The organism is Bacteroidota bacterium, from assembly GCA_020402865.1.
Classification (GTDB): Bacteria; Bacteroidota; Bacteroidia; order Palsa-965; family Palsa-965.
On record JADBYT010000017.1, the window covers coordinates 63,585 to 82,757 of the forward strand.

Annotated in this window: 11 protein-coding genes; 10 read left to right on the forward strand and 1 reads right to left on the reverse strand. The window is 51.2% G+C overall.

The annotated features are described in order from the left end of the window. The first annotated feature begins 72 nt into the window (after positions 1-72). From IM638_12830 to IM638_12840, 3 genes are all read left to right on the forward strand, one after another. Positions 73-1,443, forward strand: coding sequence for a GNAT family N-acetyltransferase (locus IM638_12830; protein ID MCA6363916.1), 1,371 nt, complete (start codon positions 73-75; stop codon positions 1,441-1,443). Positions 1,444-1,955: 512 nt separating this feature from the next. Next, the gene (locus IM638_12835; protein MCA6363917.1) at positions 1,956-6,659 is read left to right on the forward strand and encodes a gliding motility-associated C-terminal domain-containing protein; all 4,704 of its coding nucleotides are present in this window, start codon (positions 1,956-1,958) and stop codon (positions 6,657-6,659) included. Between the two features lie 120 nt (positions 6,660-6,779). Then, positions 6,780-8,456 carry a gliding motility-associated C-terminal domain-containing protein gene (locus tag IM638_12840; GenBank protein MCA6363918.1) on the forward strand — a complete coding sequence of 559 codons (1,677 nt, stop codon included), beginning with the start codon at positions 6,780-6,782 and terminating at the stop codon, positions 8,454-8,456. A gap of 435 nt (positions 8,457-8,891) precedes the next feature. On the opposite strand, the gene IM638_12845 is transcribed toward IM638_12840, so the two are convergent. Next, positions 8,892-9,404: a C40 family peptidase gene (locus tag IM638_12845; protein MCA6363919.1), complete on the reverse strand. Its 513-nt coding sequence runs from the start codon at positions 9,402-9,404 to the stop codon at positions 8,892-8,894. A 111-nt stretch (positions 9,405-9,515) separates the two neighbouring features. Between IM638_12845 and IM638_12850 the strand changes: the two genes are divergently transcribed. The 7 genes from IM638_12850 (at position 9,516) to IM638_12880 (ending at position 19,165) form a co-directional block, all read left to right on the forward strand. Continuing rightward, positions 9,516-10,094 carry a YfiR family protein gene (locus tag IM638_12850; GenBank protein ID MCA6363920.1) on the forward strand — a complete coding sequence of 193 codons (579 nt, stop codon included), beginning with the start codon at positions 9,516-9,518 and terminating at the stop codon, positions 10,092-10,094. Between the two features lie 3 nt (positions 10,095-10,097). Next, on the forward strand, positions 10,098-11,033 hold the full coding sequence (locus tag IM638_12855; protein ID MCA6363921.1) for a hypothetical protein: 936 nt from the start codon (positions 10,098-10,100) through the stop codon (positions 11,031-11,033). 174 nt (positions 11,034-11,207) lie between these two features. Beyond that, complete coding sequence (locus tag IM638_12860; protein MCA6363922.1) at positions 11,208-12,998, forward strand: SpoIIE family protein phosphatase; 1,791 nt, start codon at positions 11,208-11,210, stop codon at positions 12,996-12,998. A 45-nt stretch (positions 12,999-13,043) separates the two neighbouring features. Then, positions 13,044-15,653: a gliding motility-associated C-terminal domain-containing protein gene (locus IM638_12865; protein MCA6363923.1), complete on the forward strand. Its 2,610-nt coding sequence runs from the start codon at positions 13,044-13,046 to the stop codon at positions 15,651-15,653. Positions 15,654-16,063: 410 nt separating this feature from the next. Next, positions 16,064-17,491, forward strand: a complete 1,428-nt coding sequence (locus IM638_12870) for a collagen-like protein (protein MCA6363924.1) — start codon at positions 16,064-16,066, stop codon at positions 17,489-17,491. Position 17,492: 1 nt separating this feature from the next. Beyond that, positions 17,493-18,221: a gliding motility-associated C-terminal domain-containing protein gene (locus tag IM638_12875; GenBank protein MCA6363925.1), complete on the forward strand. Its 729-nt coding sequence runs from the start codon at positions 17,493-17,495 to the stop codon at positions 18,219-18,221. Between the two features lie 11 nt (positions 18,222-18,232). Continuing rightward, positions 18,233-19,165 carry a type IX secretion system membrane protein PorP/SprF gene (locus tag IM638_12880; GenBank protein ID MCA6363926.1) on the forward strand — a complete coding sequence of 311 codons (933 nt, stop codon included), beginning with the start codon at positions 18,233-18,235 and terminating at the stop codon, positions 19,163-19,165. Positions 19,166-19,173 lie beyond the last annotated feature (8 nt).

Here is a 19,173-nt window from a genome sequence, read left to right on the forward strand (position 1 = left end):
TGTGCAAATACAATAAACCATGCACCGGTTCCGACTGTTTAGCAAACAGCCGGGCTTTACGGGCATTTAATTATGTTTCAGAAACTATCAGCTTCTTCGGGTTACGCGGCGCAGAAATGTCCGGTTACAGGACTTGTGCTTGCTGCGCAAGGATTTGTTGTGCGTACATTAGATGCGGTGAGAATGAAACGCACAGCGCCCGATTCTGATACAGACACTTATACAGCGCCCCTGCCATCGGGTCTCAGGGCTGATTTGTTTTTGCACATAGCGCGTGTACCGGCGTCGCACTGGGACAGCCTGATAAAGCCCGACCAGTTTTTTCTGACCCGTTCGTTTTTGCAGGTTACGGAAGAAACGGCCTCGCCCGGACTTTCGTTCATTTATGCGCTCATTTACAAAGACGATGTGCCTTTTACGGCGTTGTATTTTCAGGTAGTGCACCTCAGCGCCGATCACATGGCCGGTATTCTGGCGCCGCTGGCTGTGGCCAAACCCCTGCCGGGCATTGGAAGCAACTGGAGCGAATGGCTGCGCCGTTGTCGCGAGGAAAATGGACTGCGCCTGCTCATTTCGGGCAACAATTTTGTGAGCGGCGAATACGGCATTGCTTTTCAAAACGACACAGACAAGCCGCTTGCATTTACCGCGCTGGCAGAAACCGTAAAACACATTACAAAAACATTTACCAGTCCGGTAAAAATTTCGGCAGTGCTTGTGAAAGACTATTACCAGCACGGTGCCGCCAAAGACCTGCGCCACCTGAGCCGTTACCGCTACCATAAATTCAGTGTAGAGCCCGAAATGATTGTGCCGCTGCGCAGTGAGTGGAAAAATTTCGACGACTACATGGGCGCTATGGTCAAAAAGTACCGCACCCGCACCCGCAGTGTGTTGTCAAAAACAGCGGCACTGCAAGTGGAAGAACTGAACAGCACAAACCTTACGGCCGAAATAGATCAGCTCTATGCGCTGTACACACAGGTAAACAGCCGCGCACGCTTTAGGCTTACCAAACTCACAGCCGGTTATTTTGTGCAAATGAAAACCGCATTCCCCGACTTTTTCCGAATTCACGTGTACCGCCTGCACGGCAAACCGGTGGCGTTCCGCACCTCTTTTCTGCTGCCCGGCGCTCAGGGGCAAAAACCCGCGCTCGAAGCACATTTTATCGGACTTGATTATGCGGTGAATAACGAGCTGCACCTCTATCAGCGTTTACTCTACGATTTTGTGCGTGAAGGTATTGATGCCGGTGCCCGGCAAATTTTCCTCGGCCGCACAGCACCCGAAATTAAATCAACCGTGGGCGCACAGGCCTATGAGTTAACCTGTTGCATCCGTCACCGCAACGGGTTTTCAAACCAGATTATCCGCCCGTTTATCGACTACCTCAAACCCTCGTCGTGGGTGCCCCGCAATCCGTTCGGCGAAACAGTGTAAAGTGTGTTTTCCCGAAAATAGAGGGGGAGCGAAACGGATGGAGCAATAAAATACCGTTCGGCTCCAGCCCTCACTGCAAGTCCGCCCGGCTCAAACGTAAAATTGCATAGCCGCAGGTGCGGGCTTTACGTTCGGTCTGGGCTATAAATTCAAACCACCTGTGTTCCAAAAAAAGAGCAATTATCCTGCTCAACGCGGCCTGCCGCCAGCACTTGCGCTTGTTACAGGTAGCTGATCCTTTCGCGGTTACTGATTCTGTCGCGTTGGATGACCCTGTCGCGGTGGCTGAGCCTGTCGCGGTGGCTGAGCCTGTCGCGGTGGCTGAGCCTGTCGAAGCCGCCGCCTACTCCGCTTGCCCTGCACGCATTTGCCGCAATAAGGGTTCAACCGGCATATCAATACATACCTCCCGGTAACTGATTTTTTACATACTACCAACTTCCGCTTACAAACACCTAAACAACGGGTTTTTGCTTATCTTGTGAACGTTCTCAACCAAACCGAACAATCTCGTGATGAAGCTCATTTGCAGGATTTCCGCAATTGCCCTTTTTTCTTGTTTTGCTTTTTCTCCTTTGCTTGCCCAGCAAGGTGTGCACGGCCCCCGCACCATTACGGCGGCCAACACGGTGGTCAATGAATACACGCCGCTTACAGCCAGCGTGGCCGCCAATGCCACCTTTATTTCCGTAACCAACAGCACGCTTAACGGCAATGGCCGCTTTACCGCCAACCTTGCCCCCGGCGATCTGATTATGATTATTCAGATTCAGGGCATTTCGTTAAACGGCACCCTCAATGGCACCATTGCCAACCCGGTAGATACGTCGTGGGGGCAGGTGCTCAACTACAACAACTGCGGGCGTTATGAATTTGCGCAGGTAAAATCAGTGCCCTCGGCCACAAGTATTGAACTCGACTGCGGATTGCAGTATTCCTATTCCACTGGCGGCACCAACCGCGCACAGGTGGTGCGTGTGCCGCGCTGGACCACACTCACCGTAAACGCCGGCGCGGGTATTACTGCCGACGACTGGAACGGAGCCGTGGGCGGCATTGTGGCTGTGGAAACACAGGGCAATATTACCCTCAATGGTACTATTGATGCTACCGGCCGCGGCTTCCGTGGCGGCGCACTGCTCGAAAACGTTACAGCCTTTGGTGTGGACAATATGGGTTCCACTGATCCTACCTACGGAGCCGAAAAAGGCGAAGGCATAGCAGGCTATCAGGCTGATTATGATCCCATGGGTGGCCGTTATGGCCGTGGAGCAGCTGCCAATGGCGGCGGCGGCGGATGCGGCCACAATGGCGGCGGTGGCGGCGGCGCAAACGGCGGAGTAACCGCAAACTGGCGCGGCATGGGCATAGCCGATCCCAATGCAGCCTACACCGCAGCCTGGAACCTCGATCCGCAATATGGCCTCAACTACCTTACTACACTCACCACCGCAAACTCTGCCGGTGGCGGGCGTGGCGGCTATTGCTTTTCCGACCAGAATTCAAATGCCCTTACCGCAGGGCCAAGCAACTACAGTGCAGCTCCCGTAGGCTGGGGCGGCGATGGCCGCCGCTGGCAGTCGGCTGGTTTGGGCGGAAGACCGCTTAATTACTCAACCGGCCGCCTCTTTCTGGGCGGTGGCGGCGGTGCCGGCGATCAGAACCAAAGCCAGGGCGGTGCCGGTGGCGATGGGGGCGGACTCATTTACATTATGTGTTACGGCAACCTGAGCGGTACCGGTACAGTAGTGTCAAACGGAAATAACGGCGCAAACTCGCAAGGTGCAGCACCATTCAATTCGTATGCCGGACGCGATGCGGCCGGCGGGGGCGGAGCTGGCGGCACCATCATAATCAATACCGTGGGCACACTTACCGGCGTTACAGCCACCGCCAACGGCGGAACAGGTGGCAACCAGGTTATGTCTGCCGGTGCCTTTTACCCCGGAGGTGTGGGCGCCATTAATGAAGCCGAAGGCCCCGGCGGCGGCGGCGGCGGCGGACACATTGCCATTTCTACCGGTGCCATTACCCGCACGGCAAATGGCGGCAACAACGGCACCACAAACTCAGGCGCGCTAAGCGAATTTCCGCCCAACGGCGCCATGCGCGGCGGTCTGGGCACTACAAACGCATCCATCACCAATTTCAGTCTGGCAGCTACCGGCACAAGCATCTGTTCCGGACAAACGGCCACGCTTACCGCTACCGTAAACGGTACACCGCCTTCGCCGCAGTCCATACTCTGGTACACGGCTTCTGCCGGCGGAAATCCGATATTTACCGGCAGCTCATTTACCACTCCCGTGCTTACCGCCACCACCACCTACTGGGTAGGCACTTGTCCGGGCACTTACCGCATTCCGGTTACCGTTACCGTTAACCCGTCGCCGCCAGCTGATGCCGGTTTGAACACCAGCATTTGCAACGGAGGCAGCACCACACTTACCGCCACCGGCGGCGGCACGTATGTATGGAACGGCGGCACGCTGGTAAATGCTGCCGGTGCTTCGCAAACAGTAAGCCCCACCGTTACCACCACCTACACTGTGGCCGTAACGCTCAACGGCTGTACAGCCAACGACCAGGTTACCGTTACGGTGAACCCTGTGCCGAATGCCGATGCCGGGGCAAACACTTCAATTTGCGAGGGAACCAGCACGACTATTACCGCCACCGGCGGCGGCACGTATGTATGGAATGGCGGCACGCTGGTTAATGCCTCCGGCGCATCTCAGTCTGTAACGCCCGCCACCAGCACAACTTATACCGTTACTGTTACCGGCGCAAACGGTTGCACCGCAAACGATCAGGTAACGGTTATTGTAAATCCTGCCCCGGTAGCCAATGCCGGCAACGACATTACCATTTGTGTGGGCAATGATACTAACCTTGTTGCCACCGGCGGCGGCACGTATGTGTGGAATGGCGGCGCGCTGGTCAATGCGTCCGGAGCTTCGCAAACGGTTACACCCGCAACAACAACTACCTATACCGTTACCGTTACCGGCTCAAACGGTTGTACCGATACCGATGAAATTACGGTAACCGTAAATGCGGCTCCTGTTGCTGCAGCCGGCACCGACCAAAGTGTGTGCGAAGGCAGTCAGGCTACGCTCAATGCCAGCGGCGGCGGAACCTATATATGGAACGGCGGTTCGCTGGTAAATGCGTCCGGTGCTTCGCAAACCGTCATACCTTCGGCCACTACTGATTATGTGGTTACCGTATCACTGGGCAACGGTTGCACGGCTAATGATACTGTGCGTGTAACAGTTAATGCCAATCCGGCAGCTGCGGCTGGTAATGATGTAACCATTTGTGCAGGCGCACAAACTACCCTTAGCGGCGGTGGCGGCGGCACGTATGTGTGGAACGGCGGTGCACTTGTAAATGCTTCCGGCGCTGTACAAAACGTATCGCCTGCTACCACTACAAGCTATGTGGTGCAGGTAACCAATGCCGCCAACTGTACCGATACCGATACTGTGCAGGTTATTGTAAATGCATTGCCCAACGTACAGGCAGGTAACGATGTCACTATTTGTGCCAATAGTTCAACCCAGCTTAACGCTTCAGGAGCACAAACGTATGTGTGGACACCCGCGGCCGGTTTGTCGAGCACCACTTCGGCTTCGCCCACGGCTACACCCGCTGTAACCACTACCTACGCCGTTACCGGCACCGATGCCAACGGCTGCAGCAATACCGACAGTGTAACCGTTACACTCACCACCGTGCTCACCGTTTCGGCTGGTAATGATGTAACTATTTGTTCGGGAGGCAGCACACAGCTTTCTACATCGGGCGGCGTGAGTTATACCTGGACACCTTCGGCCGGATTGAATAACCCGAACATTGCCAACCCTGTGGCTACACCGGCCGCAACCACTACGTATGTGGTGCAGGTAACGGATGCAAACGGCTGTCAGGGAACCGATACGGTTACTGTAAACGTAAGCAGTCCGGTAACGCTGGCCGTGGCCGGAGCACAAACAATTTGCATTGGTCAAACGGCTACCATTTCAGCAACCCCTTCGGGTGGCAGCGGGCCTTATACCTACACGTGGAGCAACAGCCTCAACGGGGCTGGTCCGCACAGTGTTTCTCCGGGTGTAACCACCACGTATTCAGTAAGTGTTACTGATTCTACCGGTTGTGCATCGGCGCAGCAAACCATTACAGTTACGGTGAATCCGCCGCTCAACCTGTCGGTAACCGGCAACAGCACCATTTGCAGCGGAGCTTCGGCAACGCTTACGGCAAGTGGACTTGGTGGCGACGGAACCTATTCTTACAACTGGCAGCCGGGCAACCAGAACACGGCTTCCATAACCGTACAACCCACAGCCACCACTGTGTACACCGTAACACTTACTGACGCCTGCGGCACACCGGCGCAAACAGCCTCTGTAACCATTACGGTTGCGCCAGCACCTGCTGTAACTATTTCAGCCAATACGGTTTCAGGCTGTGCACCTTTGTGCGTAACGTTTAGCGGACAAACCACAGCAAACTGCATCAGCTCGAACTGGGATTTTGGCGATGGGAATACTTCAACCGCCAGCGGCCCGGTAAACTGTTACACACAAACCGGCAGCTACACCGTTATTTATACCTGCACCGACAACAACGGCTGCATTGGTTCCGATACTATTGTAAACATGATTACAGTTGCAGCCGAGCCCGTGGCTGTGTACACCGTTACACCTGCAGATCCGGTGCTGGTACTTACGCCCTCTACGCCGTTGCAAATTTGTTTCGACGACAATACACCGGGAGCTGGCACCTGGAACTGGAATTTCAACAATTCCAACTCATCGCTCGAAGCGCCGTGTTTTACAGTAACCGATACCGGGAACTATTGCGCTGATCTTGTTGTAAGCACATCAAGTGGTTGTGATGATACAACACAGTATTGCCTGCGTGTAGTATCAGAAGCAGTATTCACAATTCCCAACGTATTTACACCCAACGCCGATGGGAATAACGATGTATTTACCATTACCGGCACCGGAATAAAAAATGTGCGCTGCTACATTTTTGATCGCTGGGGCGTGAAAGTAGGAGAGTGGGATGCCGCCAACGGTGGCTGGGACGGACGCACCAGCAGCGGGCAGCAGGTTGTTGACGGAGTTTATTATTACACAGCAGAGGTAACTGATTTCAACAACAAGGTTGAAGAGCGAAGCGGATATGTGCAATTGATCCGATAAACATTTCTAAACTTTAGATCAGAAGTTCAATTTCTTTTTTGAACCCGGACAGTACAAGCTGTTCGGGTTCTTTTGTATCTTTCCGAACGCTACAACATTATACACGCATCCTATATGCTCATGAAAACACAGTTACTAGGCATTCTTGCACTCCCTGCTTTCCTTTTTTCTCTTTCACTTTCTGCACAGCAGTCCGTAGGGCCGGTGTCTGGAGGCATGTCGGGCGGAGCCTGTTTGAATTGTGTGCAGGTTCAGAACGGATCAGGTGTGCTGGGCGAAATTTACCGGCGTGATACCTGCGGCTTAAATTATGTAACCGCTTCCGAAAAAGTCAGCCAGCGGGTGTCTCCTCCGGGGCCGGTGCAACCTATCACAGTAGCCATAAGCGGCATGCCCTCATGTGCTGTAATTGAGCGGGCATTTGTGTGGGCTAATGCATCGGGTACAGGTGTGGCCATTAATATCAACATTACCAATCCGGCTGGTAATACAGGAACATTCCCGATGACGCTGATTGGCTCCGGGCAGGATAAATGCTGGGGATATCCCGGCACACATTCTTACCGTGCCGATATTCCGGCTTCGGCCATTGCCGGAAACGGCAACTATGTGTTCAGCGGTTTTCCCACAGGCAGCACTGATGATGTGGACGGATTTACATTTATGATTATTTACCGTGATCCGTCTGCTACCTGGGAAGGGCACATGGTGATTAAAGACGGAGCCATTGTGCAAATCGGCAGCAACGCATCTGATACCATTTTCAATCTCAATGTATGTGATACATCGGTAGCCAACGAGCGTGCATTTATGGCCATTGGCGATTTGCAGAACGTGGGCAGTGCATACCTGTTTAATAATGGCCCGCTGGTAACTTACACTGAAGACTGGTGGGATTTCTTCGACGGGCCTACCTCGCCGTTCTGGCCTTCGCAAACGCAGTCTATTTTTACCGTTGCTTCCACCGGCGATTGCTACAACGTTGTAATGACCGGCATCTATTATCAAACGGCTAATTGCAATGTATGTGTGCCGCAACCGCCGGGCACATTGTCGCTGCAAACTACCGGTACATCGGCCTGTCCGGGCGGCACCATGTCGGCCACTACCACGCCCACCAGCGGCAATCCACCTTATTCGTACCTCTGGCAGCCGGGCGGGCAGACTACGCAAACCATTAACAACCTTGCAGCCGGCACCTACACAGTAACTGTAACAGACGGCACCGGCTGCAGTGCGGGCACTGATACGGTAACGGTAACCAACTATCCGGCACCCATCGGCCAGTTTGCTTTATCGCCTTCACCCACGGCCAGCTATCCCGGTCAGCTTTGCTTTAACGATCAGACACCTGCCGGCGCAGCCTGGCTGTGGCAGGTGGATTCAGCCACGTTTGTAACTTCATCGGCCTGCTACACGTTAACCGACACCGGCAACATCTGCGTACAGCTTATTGTGACTGATGCAAATGGTTGTCTGGATACAGTAGTGCAATGCGTGCGCGTACTCGGCGAAGGTTCTATCTGGGCGCCCAACGTATTTACACCCAACGGCGATGGAAACAACGATGTGTTTTTACCGACCTGGCAACTCATGGCCAGCATCAAATGCACTATTTACGACCGCTGGGGCATGAAAATGTATGAGTGGGATGGCTTAACCGGATCGTGGGACGGGCGCTCCATGAACGGGAAGGAAGCCTCAGACGGTGTATATTATTATGTAATTGATGCGGTTGATTTGCAGGGCACCGCCAAAAACCTCACCGGCTTTGTGCATCTGATTCGTCCGCGATAATTTGTAAACGACACAACATAAGAATTGAGCATCTTTGTAAAAAGGTGCTCAATTTTTTTGCGATGAACTTTTGGTGGAGAGCTTTTTTGTTGCCATTGTGTGCAATAATTCTCAATTATCTTCTTGTCGTAATGTTCAGATCCGGTGGTGGTCACACAGGAGGACTCATAGGTGTATATGTATTGATTTACCTGATATTTCTGTTTACAGCCTCGTTTGTTATTTCCGGATATATTGCTTTATTCAAAAAGAAAAATAATAACATTCTTTTTTATGTTGTCTGGATGATTGCGCTTACAGTGTTTCACTACAAGCTGTTTAAGGATTTCGAACAACCGTTTGAATTTTACGTCCCTTCTTACGGTACAGCACTTTTATTTATTGCAATCGAATATTGGCTGTACAGGAAAAAAGTTAAATCAGCTTCGTAAATACCTACTTCAACCGCCCGCCTTTAAAAAAGTATTTGGTATAATACGCCTCATCGAGCGAACTGATGATGACGCCTTTTTTGGTGGATGCATGCACAAAGCGCCGGTTCTGGAGATACACGCCTACGTGCGAAACCTTATCGCCGCCTATTTTAAAGAAAACCAGATCGCCTTCCTGAAGGTTTTTTTCGCCCACGCTTTCGCATTTACTCCAGAGTGTGGCTGCCGAGCCGCTAATGGTTTTCTTGTACACCGCCTGATACAGGGCTGCCGAAAATCCCGAGCAATCGACCCCGGCTTTTGTTTTGCCGCCATATTGGTAGGGTACGCCGTACCAGTCATCGACAAAGCGGTAAAGTACCAGATTGGTCACGGATGCGGCGGGTACCTGCAGCTTTTCGGCATACTTCTGTTTCAGTGCTTTATCGGCAGCTGATTCAGAAGAGGCACCATCGCGGCCATGGCGGCAGGCGGCCACAAGCAGCAAGGCAAAAAGCAACACACAAAGCCGGTTCATACTCAAATTTACCTGTGGCAAAGCCCGTGCCGGATGTAAAGCGCGGTAATTTGTGAGCGGCGTGGTGTTGAAAACGGGAAGGGCTTGCGGGATATACTTAAATCGTTATTTTTGACCCCGGCCGGTAATCAGTTTGGCCTGCTTTTTGTCTTTCACCGCTCCATGAATCGTTTGCTGCTGTCAATACTGGTTTTATGCCTTCCCGTGCTTATGGGGATGCAAACCGTATCGCGCGGCGACACCAATGCCCGTATTAAAGCGGTGTTCATGTACAATTTCACCCGCTACATTGAATGGCCCGAAACGGCAGCCAGCGGCAACTTCGTAATTAACGTATTTGGTTCCAATACTCCTTTGGTGGCAGAGTTAAATAATCTTGCAAAAACAAAAACAGTTGGAACCCAAAAGATAGAAATACGTAATACTACCAGTTTAGATGCCATAGGCAATTCTCATATTCTTTTTGTATGCGGCGATAATCCGACTCCTCTCTCCGAAATCCTCACGAAAATTAAAGGGAAGAATGTTTTGCTGGTTACCGAAAAGCCCGGCTATGCACGCCTGGGCTCAGCCATTAATTTCGTAGTAGTACAGAACAAACAAAAATTCGAACTCAACAAGGCCAACGCCGAGAAATACAACCTGAAAGTAAGTACAACCCTTGTCCAGCTGGGCATACCTGTAGAATAAAGCATGAAGACGCTTTTATACATACGTATCATCTTACTGTTTGCGGCATTTTTGCCGGGAGCGGCAGGAGTGTACGCGCAGAGCCCGGTGCATATAAACGCCGCCCAGCTGCTCATGCAACAGGGAAACCCCGACAGTGCGCTTGTACAGATTAACAAACATTTCGCGCAGCCCGGAACCGCTTCTGATGCACTTGGCTACTTTGTGAAAGGGCAGATTTACAAGGAACTCTACAAAAAATACAGTCCCACCGAACCGCTTAGCTGGTATCTCGATTCGTCTTTTGCCGTATTAAAGCAGGCTCAGAAATATTCCACAGATTCGGCCCAGCAGGTAAATATTCGCCGGACACTGCTGTTTATTGCCAGCCGTTACTACAACAGCGCCGCCGACCGGCTTGATTCGGCCAATGTGGATAAGGCGCGCAAGTGCTACGATAAATACCGCATCATTACGCTTCAGGCCGATCCGAAAACCAATCTTACGCAAACGGATATCGAGTTTTATCTGGCGCTGGAAACACTTTACGAGGATATTTACACCCGAAACCGTGGAAACGAGAAGGCTGACCCATTCTTTAAACTGGCCGAAGAACTGCTGAATAAAATTCTGGTGCTTGATCCCAACAATTATGCGGCACATTACCGCCTCAGCTTGTTGTATTGGAATAAAGGAGTGGATATTATCCTCAGCATTCCGCTTGATGCCTCCATTCCGGAAGCGGAGCAGAAGCAGGACGAAGCACTCATGTGGTTCCAAAAGGCGCTTCCCCATGCCGAGAAAGCTTATGAAATTAATCCGAAACGCGTGGAAACACTGATCGTATTGTCGGGAATTTATTACTCCATGAATGATTTCGAAAAGTCGAAATTCTTCGATCAGTTGCGACTGGAGCTGGAGCGTGAACAGCAGCAGAAGCCTCAGGGAGGAGGAAAATAAAGCATACGCACAAAAAATTAAGCCGCTTTTCAGCAAGGAAAGCGGCTTTGTTGTTAAAACACCTCTGCCGGGTTGTCACAATTAAATTTATGTAGTAATTTGGTTTGGCAGCATTTAAAGCAGGTTTGACGATTCGTCATTCAAAAAAATACTGCAACTTTGTAGTCAAACCTCATGGCATTTCGTTTTACAATAAGCAGAAAGATCAGCCTGGGCTTCGGTGTGTTAATTTTTTTGACACTCGTGGCCTTCGCGCTTACGCTTATGACCATAAGCAAGAGCCGCAAGAACAACGATGAGGTGGCCAATATCTACACCCCGTCTATTGACGCGCTTCAGGAAATGCGTTTGCTGGTGGCCCGCTCGCGCAACTACATTACCAGCTGGATTAAGGTTGAGTTGTTTTCGTATGATAAAGAGCGTTTGCGTATCCTTATCAATACCGATTATCCTAAACTGGAAAAAGAGCTGGATGCGCTTTCGGTTAACTGGAGTGAGTCGGACAGGCTGTTAATTGATTCAATTTTTGTGGATTGCCGCAGCCTTTGGGATGCGCACCGCAAAGTAATGAGCAGTTTGAGCCAGCCGTCGGATTACAGTGATGCGAATATTATGTTTTTTATTGAGCCAATGGTGCTTGATGATGATGAGGATGTGCAGCAGTACACGCGTCGTATTACCATTAAGCTCGACAGGCTTATTGAAGCCCAGTACAAAGCCGCCTCACAAAAACGAAAGGAAATTATTGATTCATTTCAGCTTTTGCAGTTTGTAGTACTGCTTCTGCTTATTGTGTTGCCCGCCGGCGGTATTATCATTGCCATGTTTACCACGCGAAGTATTACGCGGCCTGTAAATTCACTGCGCAACATACTTTCTAAAATGGCCCGTGGTGTGCTGCCTCAGGAACCGATAAAAAACCGCCACGATGAAATCGGCGATATGTCAATGGCCCTCAACAGCCTTGTATCGTCGCTCAAAAGTACCACTGAGTTTGCGCACGAAGTAGGTTCGGGCAACTTTAACTCGCATTACCAGCCGCTTTCTGAAGAAGATACCCTTGGTTATGCCCTGCTGCGAATGCGTGCTGATTTGCGGGAGAACGAACGTGTACTCGAAGCCAAAGTAATTGAACGCACCGAAGAGGTTGTGCGGCAGAAAGAAGAAATCGAAGTACAGAACCGTAAACTCGAAATCCTTTACAAACACGTTACCGACAGTATCCGTTACGCCAAACGTTTGCAGGATGCTATTTTGCCCGCTCCGGTAACTGTAAACCGCCTGCTGCCAGAGTCGTTTATCCTGTTCAAGCCCAAAGACATTGTTAGCGGCGATTTTTACTGGCTGCACGAGAAAAACGGTAAAATTATTGTGGCCGCCATCGACTGTACAGGCCACGGTGTGCCGGGTGCTTTTATGAGTATTGTGGCGCACAATATGCTCAATCAGGTAATCCGCCTCAAAGAAGTGCAAACGGCTGGTCAGGTACTTGATCAACTAAATAAACTGGCCGCAAAAACCATTAACCAGCAGGTCGATGATTCGGCCGTGCGTGACGGGATGGACATGACCATCTGCATTATCGACCCTGAAACACGTACAATGGAAATGGCCGGAGCCAACAACCCGCTTTATCTCTTCCGTAATGGGGAGTTAAAGGAGTTCAAGGCCGATAAAGTGGCTATTGGTTATACTGAATACGGCGGGCCGCACAGCTTTTCAAATACAACCATCCAGCTTGAAAAAGGCGATATGATTTACCTTTCTTCCGATGGATATGCCGATCAGTTTGGCGGTCCCAAAGGCAAGAAATTTATGGTAGGTCAATTCCGCAGTTTTCTCACTTCCATCCACCAGAAATCAATGGAAGTACAGCGCAAAATGCTTGATGAGACCCTCGAAAACTGGCGTGGAAATCTGGAACAGGTGGATGATGTGCTGGTAATCGGGTTCCGGATTCAGTAACAGATTATCTGTTTTTTATTATCTTTCGGATAATCAGTTCAGCACATGCACTCCTACCTCCTGCGATTCAGTCTTGTTTTTCTGATTTTATCGGGCTTTTCGGGTTATTTACCTGCTCAGGCTGTACTTGGCCCGCCTCCGGCAAACGACGATGCCGCTAACGCCGCTGACTTTGGCGCGCTGCCCGCTCCGCTGCCTTGCCCGGTTGGAGGAGACGGCACAATGGTATCGGTAAACGGCACCACTGCTTTTGCTACCTACAATTCAAACTATTACGCATCTTTTGGCTGTTACTCCGGCGGAAGTCCTGATGTATGGTATAAATTCAACGCAGTTTCCAACTACACACACCTCAGCTTTCAGTCGCTTACTTCACCCGGTTTCGACAGTTGCTACATCCGTGTATGGAAGACAAACGGCCTTAATCATTCACCCTATCAGCTTATCCCGCTCAATTGTATTCGTATTGACAACGGGCAGCATGCCGAAAATTTGCTTACCACTTCGGGCGATGAATATTATATTGAAATAGGCGGGCAGCAATGGGATGATACCGGTTCGTTTGTTTTGCAGCTTGAAGCCGAAAGAGAATGTGAGGATTGTGTACGACGTGCCAATGTGAATTTATTTCCTGCACCTGTCTATGGTATTTACGGGCTTAGCCAAAAAGTAAAAATGTGTGCCACTCTCACCGAGTGGGATTATTCGGCAACCAATTATCCACACTACATAGGGCCGGCTCAGCTTGGTGGCGACTGGGATGCGGGCTCACTTCAGCCCATGCAATCGCCGGGAGCAGGCTGGAGCTGGTTTACAGCACCTGCGGTAACATTACCCGGCTATTATTTTGATCCCGACGGCAATAATGACCCCACAGACAACGCCGGCGACAACAGCATTTCTCCTTTTGTCGATCTCAGAGCCTGCTGGCAGGTACAGGTTAACAGTAACTGTAATCAGAATGATCTTTCCGCCACTATAAAAATTTACAGCGATGAAGTTTTTGGAACCGGAAACCAAACCAATGAGTGCGATGACGGACTGCAACATGTAATTGATCTGCACAACCAATGCTGCAAAGCGCCTGAAGCATTTTTTACACAGGTAAATTGTGCCACCCCCAACAGCGGACAAATTACATTGAACAACGCGTTGGATTTGGGTAAAGATTCGGTAGCGTTTATGCTTTTTGATAATCTGCTTACCACGGCATATGATTCTGCATTTTCGGTTGCGGGGCAACATATTTTCACCAATCTTTCGAATGGTCATTATATCATCCGCACAATTCAATACCAGGCCGGCAATCCCACGTGCACAAGTTTTGTAAGCATTTTTCTGCCTTCCACATTGCAAATGAGTTTAAGCCAGACCTCAGCCGGATGTACATCAGGGGCTGGTGTGGCGCATGTGCAGGTAACCGGAAACGCCACTTTCACATACTCTTGGACAATTGGCTCCACCATAGTAAGTCAGGTCGATTCAGCGGTGAATTTGCCCAATGGCTGGATCACCTGCACAGTAACCGACATTACCAACCTCTGCACCATTACCGATTCGATATTTATTACCAGCCTTTCGCCCCCGGCCATTGTGCTGAGTTACAGCAACAGCGATATATGTTCATCCACCACCACGCTTGCACCTGATACCACCACCACATCCGGCGGCGTATTCAGTTTGGTCAATACCGTGGCCGGTGTGAGTATCAACAGCAGTACAGGTGTACTTTCGCTCAACGGCACGGCATTTCCGTATTCGGTTCCTGTACTTTATACCTACACGGATGCCAGCACAGGCTGTTCAACCAGCAAGTCAGACACGGTGGTTGTTGTGCAGCAGCCGGGTATTCCGCCGCTTCAGTTTACGTCGCCGCAAAACCTTTGTCTGGGCGATCCCGCCCCCCAGCTTTCCGTGCAGCCGGCCGGAAACCTGCAGGTAGGCTGGGCTAATTCCACCTTTACCAACGTTACCTATGCACCGTCATTTATTCCCCCGGTAAACACCTCAGGAAGCACAACGTATGGTGTGGCCTATGTTACACAAGGGGGATGTATCGGCCTTGCTGCATTTTTCAATGTAAATGTGTATGAGGCGCCCACGCTTCAGGTTAATGCAGACGTGGAAGTATGCCCGGGCGATACAATAAATGCCGTGGTTACTGCTACCCCCTCAGCCGGTTCGGTGTTGTGGAGTCCGGTGCCTGCCATCGGTGCCGCCTCCGATGCATCTGTATTTTACATTGCCCCGCAATTTCCGGGAAATACCGCTGTGTCGGTTACTGTAACTGACGCTTCAGGTACTTGCAGTACCAGTGAAGGGTTTCTGATAACGGCTGATACTGCTGGCTGTAGTTCGGGAAATGGAGGTGGTGTGAATCAAAATGAAGTGGAAACATATTCTGGTATAACACCTAATGGCGATGGAAAAAACGACACCTGGGTGATTGATGGGATTACTGGTATTCAAGGAGTTGAGGTGGAGATTTACAACCGTTGGGGCATGCTTATCTGGCAAAATTCGCAATACGACAACACCACAAACGTCTGGAAAGGAACCGACAGCTCCGGTCAGCTGCTTCCCGAAGGAACTTATTTTTATATCATTCGTAAAAGCACCATCATTAAAAAAGGCTGGATTGAATTAAACAGATGACCCCCTGCTAATCTGGATAATTCAACTGTGAACCAAACATTGGCCCCTTGAAAAAGATCATACAAAAATCTTGTGTACTGTTTGCTATGCTGTTTATGGCAGGCACACTTTATGCTCAGGCACCGCAGGGATTCAATTACCAGGCTGTGGCGCGCGATGCAAACGGACAGGTGCTGGTAAGCCAGCCTGTAGCTGTACGTTTTACACTTACTGACCCTGCACTCAGTTTTTTTTATCAGGAAGAACATCTTTCAATCACCACCAATTCATTTGGTTTAATCAATGCGGTGGTAGGCAGTGGTACGCCCACAGCCTCATCCACGCTGGCTTTCTCGGCCATTCCGTGGGGGGCAAATCCGAACTTCACCCTGCAGGTTGAAATAAATGTACAAAGTCAGGGCTGGCTCAATATGGGCACTACCGTCATTCAGTCTGTGCCTTATGCCCTCTATGCACAAAATGGTCCGGCCGGCCCCACAGGTCAAACCGGCCCTGCAGGTGTTACCGGCGCCACCGGCCCTGCAGGTCCAACCGGCCCCTCAGGCGACCCGGGGCCCACTGGCCCAACGGGTGTGGCCGGAGCAACAGGAGCTACAGGCCCCTCAGGCGATCCAGGCCCCACTGGTCCCACGGGACTTGCCGGCGCTACCGGCGCCACCGGCCCTTCCGGCGATACAGGTCCTACCGGCCCCTCAGGCGATCCGGGCCCTGTTGGTCCCACGGGTATTGCCGGCGCCACCGGCCCTTCCGGCGATACAGGTCCCTCCGGCCTTCAGGGTGACCCCGGCCCCACAGGCCCCACAGGTATTGCAGGCGCTACTGGTGCCACCGGCCCTTCTGGTGATACAGGCCCTGCTGGTCCCACCGGCGCTACCGGTATTGCAGGCCCATCAGGCGCTACCGGATCAATCGGACTTACCGGCCCTGCCGGTCCTACAGGAGTAACTGGAAGTACAGGAGTAGCAGGCCCCTCAGGCGCTACCGGCCCTTCCGGCGCTACGGGTCCTGCCGGAGCAACCGGTGCTGCGGGTCCCGCCGGGCCATCCGGCGCAACAGGTCCCGCCGGCGCTACGGGCCCCACAGGCATTGGTTTAACCGGTGCCACCGGCCCCGCCGGAGCTACAGGAGCTAATGGCGCAACCGGTGCCACCGGCCCCACAGGCATTGGTTTAACCGGTGCCACCGGCCCCGCCGGCGCTACAGGCGCTAATGGTGCCACCGGCCCCACAGGCATTGGTTTAACCGGCGCAACCGGCCCCGCCGGCGCTACAGGAGCTAATGGTGCCACCGGTGCCACCGGCCCCACAGGCATTGGTTTAACCGGCGCAACCGGTGCCACAGGAGCAACAGGCCCGGTGGGCACAATAACAAATGCCGCTATGAACGGACTCAACAGAAAATACAGCATTTCTGTAGCTGATGCCCAAAGTGCGGCTCCTACCGTTTATGATATTGCTACGGTGTTTACCCCATTTACCTACGCCTACATAGTTAACGGTTCTGCATCCACTGTGGGATATATTATTTTCCCGCTGCACTTGCCCGATAGTGCCAAGCTTAATTCCATCACAACTTCCTTTGTGGACAGTGACGCCTCGCTTGATTTATCGGTCACACTTTACAAAGTGGCACATACTAACGGAACACCTACAGCCTTTGCCACATCGTTGCCTTCTGGGATTAACAATTCATCGGTGGTGCAGGCTACAATGGCCTTAAACGAAGTTGTTAACAATTCGCAATACAGCTATTTTTTGCGTTTTAATACCTACCGGCAGAATACCAATTTGCGTTTTGTGAGTTCGTTTATAGATTATACTGTTTACCGGTTAGAATAGCATGAAGGCTGCCGCATATGTATGTGTATTTTTTTTGCTGATCCTTCACGGTTCGGTACAGGCGCAGTATATGCTGAGTCCGCAACTTATTGGTAGCACAGGTGCATGGAGTACATCCGGGAACTATTCTCTTTCGGCCTCTTCCGGTGAGGTAATTATTTCCACTTCTTCGGCCTCCGGATATATCCTTACGCAAGGCTTTCAGCAGCCAACAGGAAGTCTTGTGGCGCTGAGCGGCTCCGTAGCTTCTACAAATACATCCTGTGCAGGGATTAACAATGGAAGTGCCCGTGCCGTGCCGCAGGGCGGAAACCCGCCTTACACTTATGCGTGGTCAAACGGAGCAACTACCCAACAGATTTTATCACTTGCTCCCGCCACATACTATGTCACAATTACTGATGTCATTGGGCTTGTATATACTGATTCGGCAGTGGTTGACGCTTTGCCGGGACCTTGTGAATTGGTTTTTTATTCAGGCATTACGCCCAACGGCGACGGGAAGAATGATTTCTGGGCAATTGAATTTATCGATCAGTACCCCGAAAATAACGTCACCATCTTCAACCGCTGGGGCGAGAAAGTGTTCGAAACCGCAAACTACAACAACGCCGACAGGCGCTGGGAAGGGAATGATGCATCGGGAAGTGTTTTACCACCCGCAACTTATTTCTATCTTGTGGAAGTTAACGGTAAGTCATTTAAAGGCTGGATTGAACTTACACGCTGACCAAACCATACATGAAAAGAATAATTACATTCTTCATACTGTTAGTAAGCGCCGTGCCTGCCGAGCTTTTTGCTCAGCAGGATCCGTTGTTCAGTCAGTACATGTTTAACCCGCTGGCCATTAATCCGGCATGGGCCGGCAGCCGTGAAATGATGAACGCGGCTTTGCTGATGCGCAGACAATGGGTTGGTTTTCCCGGTGCACCGTCAACCAATGTGCTTGCAATAAGTGCCCCCACACGAAAAGGCAAAGTGGGCTGGGGACTCGAAATAAATACAGATCAGATTGGGCCCAAGCGAAGCACCGCTGCTTATCTCAGTTATGCCTACCGCATACGCATGGGGAAAGGTAAACTTGGGTTCGGGCTTGGTGCAGGCATTATCAGCTACCGTGTAAACTGGAATCAGATTGAGTATCGTGATGAGAATGATGTGTTTGCCACACTCAGCAGTGATAAACGCACAATTCCTGATTTTAAGTTTGGCGTGTTCTTCAACAACAAACGTTTTTACTGGGGCTTCTCATCCACACACCTCAACAGGCCATCCTATTCGGTAGTGGCTGCAAACGATTCGGTGACGTATGCTTCTACGCTTAGAAGACATTTATTTTTTACCATTGGCCGCGCATTTGTAATTTCCGACAATGTGCTTTTCAGTCCATCGGTAATGATCCGCAATTACCCGGGCACCACGCTTACGGCGGTTGATATTAATTTGAATTTTGAACTCAGGAAAATGATCTGGGTGGGTGCTTCGCTTCGCTCTTCACAAAGTATTGTAGGGCTTGTGCAATACAATGCGGGGCAGTTTCTTCGGATCGGTTATTCGTATGATTTTGCATTGGGGCGTTTGCGTTCGGCACAGTCGGGCTCACATGAACTTATGGTAGGATTTAATCTCGACCTGTTTAAATCCGAAACACTTTCCCCACGTTATTTCTAGTTTGCGAT

What these genes read in the sequence shown, in the direction of transcription:
- IM638_12830 (MCA6363916.1), top strand. Translation starts at nt 73, where the DNA reads ATGTTTCAGAAACTATCAGCTTCTTCGGGTTACGCGGCGCAGAAATGT.
- IM638_12840 (MCA6363918.1), top strand. Translation starts at nt 6,780, where the DNA reads ATGAAAACACAGTTACTAGGCATTCTTGCACTCCCTGCTTTCCTTTTT.
- IM638_12845 (MCA6363919.1), bottom strand. Translation starts at nt 9,404, where the DNA reads ATGAACCGGCTTTGTGTGTTGCTTTTTGCCTTGCTGCTTGTGGCCGCC.
- IM638_12855 (MCA6363921.1), top strand. Translation starts at nt 10,098, where the DNA reads ATGAAGACGCTTTTATACATACGTATCATCTTACTGTTTGCGGCATTT.
- IM638_12860 (MCA6363922.1), top strand. Translation starts at nt 11,208, where the DNA reads ATGGCATTTCGTTTTACAATAAGCAGAAAGATCAGCCTGGGCTTCGGT.
- IM638_12865 (MCA6363923.1), top strand. Translation starts at nt 13,044, where the DNA reads ATGCACTCCTACCTCCTGCGATTCAGTCTTGTTTTTCTGATTTTATCG.
- IM638_12870 (MCA6363924.1), top strand. Translation starts at nt 16,064, where the DNA reads ATGGGCACTACCGTCATTCAGTCTGTGCCTTATGCCCTCTATGCACAA.
- IM638_12875 (MCA6363925.1), top strand. Translation starts at nt 17,493, where the DNA reads ATGAAGGCTGCCGCATATGTATGTGTATTTTTTTTGCTGATCCTTCAC.
- IM638_12880 (MCA6363926.1), top strand. Translation starts at nt 18,233, where the DNA reads ATGAAAAGAATAATTACATTCTTCATACTGTTAGTAAGCGCCGTGCCT.